Source organism: Roseburia sp. OF03-24 (genome assembly GCF_003463035.1).
Taxonomy (GTDB): Bacteria; Bacillota; Clostridia; order Lachnospirales; family Lachnospiraceae; genus Roseburia; species Roseburia rectibacter.
Genome location: NZ_QSCK01000068.1, coordinates 2,128 through 3,059 on the forward strand (window position 1 = coordinate 2,128; position 932 = coordinate 3,059).

2 protein-coding genes and 1 pseudogene are annotated in these 932 nt (G+C 40.9%); all 3 read right to left on the reverse strand.

Annotated elements, in window-relative coordinates; genetic code table 11:
* Positions 1-332 (reverse strand): annotated as a pseudogene (locus DXA60_RS18960) (hypothetical protein); the annotation flags it as partial.
* Positions 333-346: 14 nt separating this feature from the next.
* Positions 347-715, reverse strand: coding sequence for a hypothetical protein (locus DXA60_RS18320; RefSeq protein WP_015560916.1), 369 nt, complete (start codon positions 713-715; stop codon positions 347-349).
* On the reverse strand, positions 712-932 hold a 221-nt coding region (locus DXA60_RS18325; RefSeq protein ID WP_015567852.1), incomplete at its 5' end, for a DpnD/PcfM family protein. The genes DXA60_RS18320 and DXA60_RS18325, both read right to left, overlap by 4 nt.

Genomic DNA, 932 nt, shown 5'->3' on the forward strand with positions numbered 1-932 from the left:
TCAAGGTCCCATGTCAGCTTAACATTCTTCCCTCCGGTATCACTGATATCAAAGATATATCTCATACGGGGATTCAGTGCCCTTGACGGGAAAATGGCACAGCCTTTCGCACCACGCTTTACATATCTTCCCACCTTTTTCCAGGTATCATAATCTGCCATAAGTGTGCTTCTCTCCGGAGATCTCTGAGCTGTTACCATAACGATATTGTCAAATTCATAGCGGTACAACTGACCTGCAACCTTTAAAACATCTTTCCAGTTCTTATCTGTTCTGGTGATGTTACCAATTTCAGAATCGTATATCGCTTTGACCTTCATATCAACGCCCATACCTTTGTCCTCCTCTACTTAAACATCTCTGCAAACAATCCCTTAAAGAGCTTTAACTCATCCTTATCCAGCTCGATTGCAAATTCATTGTCGATTGCCTGTTTTTCGCATTTATCCTTTTTCTTTGCAATCTTACGCACCACACGAAGAAGCACATAGCACTCCTTGGACTTTGCAATGCTCTGTTTAAAGGTCAGCTCATCCTCATCGACTGACTTCTGTGTCTGATAGATAATCTCTTTTAACTTATCATTGATACCATCTACTTCCTCAAGGGAAATAATAACGGATGCCTTAGAAGTACCCGATCTGTCCCACTCCTTATGAAGTTCCTTTACTAAAAACTCCATGTTCTTAATTACTGTTGTTGAATCACTTTTCATCTTGCTCTTCCTCCGTTTTCTTTTAATGAAGAAGGGAGCTGACTTTCGCTGATAGGTGCAAAATCAACTCCCTTCATGTCCTCTGCTCCAAGGACTATCTGCTCTGCATAATACATATCCATTGCCTTATTGATGGCATCGTCAAGCGACTCTGCCTTTACTTTCTGTACTCGTGAAAGCACTTCTTTTATCTCAACATCAAATTCCTGTTCCATAT

Bases quoted from the DNA above. Each gene is read 5' to 3' on its own strand.
- DXA60_RS18320 (WP_015560916.1), bottom strand. From the start codon at position 715: ATGAAAAGTGATTCAACAACAGTAATTAAGAACATGGAGTTTTTAGTA.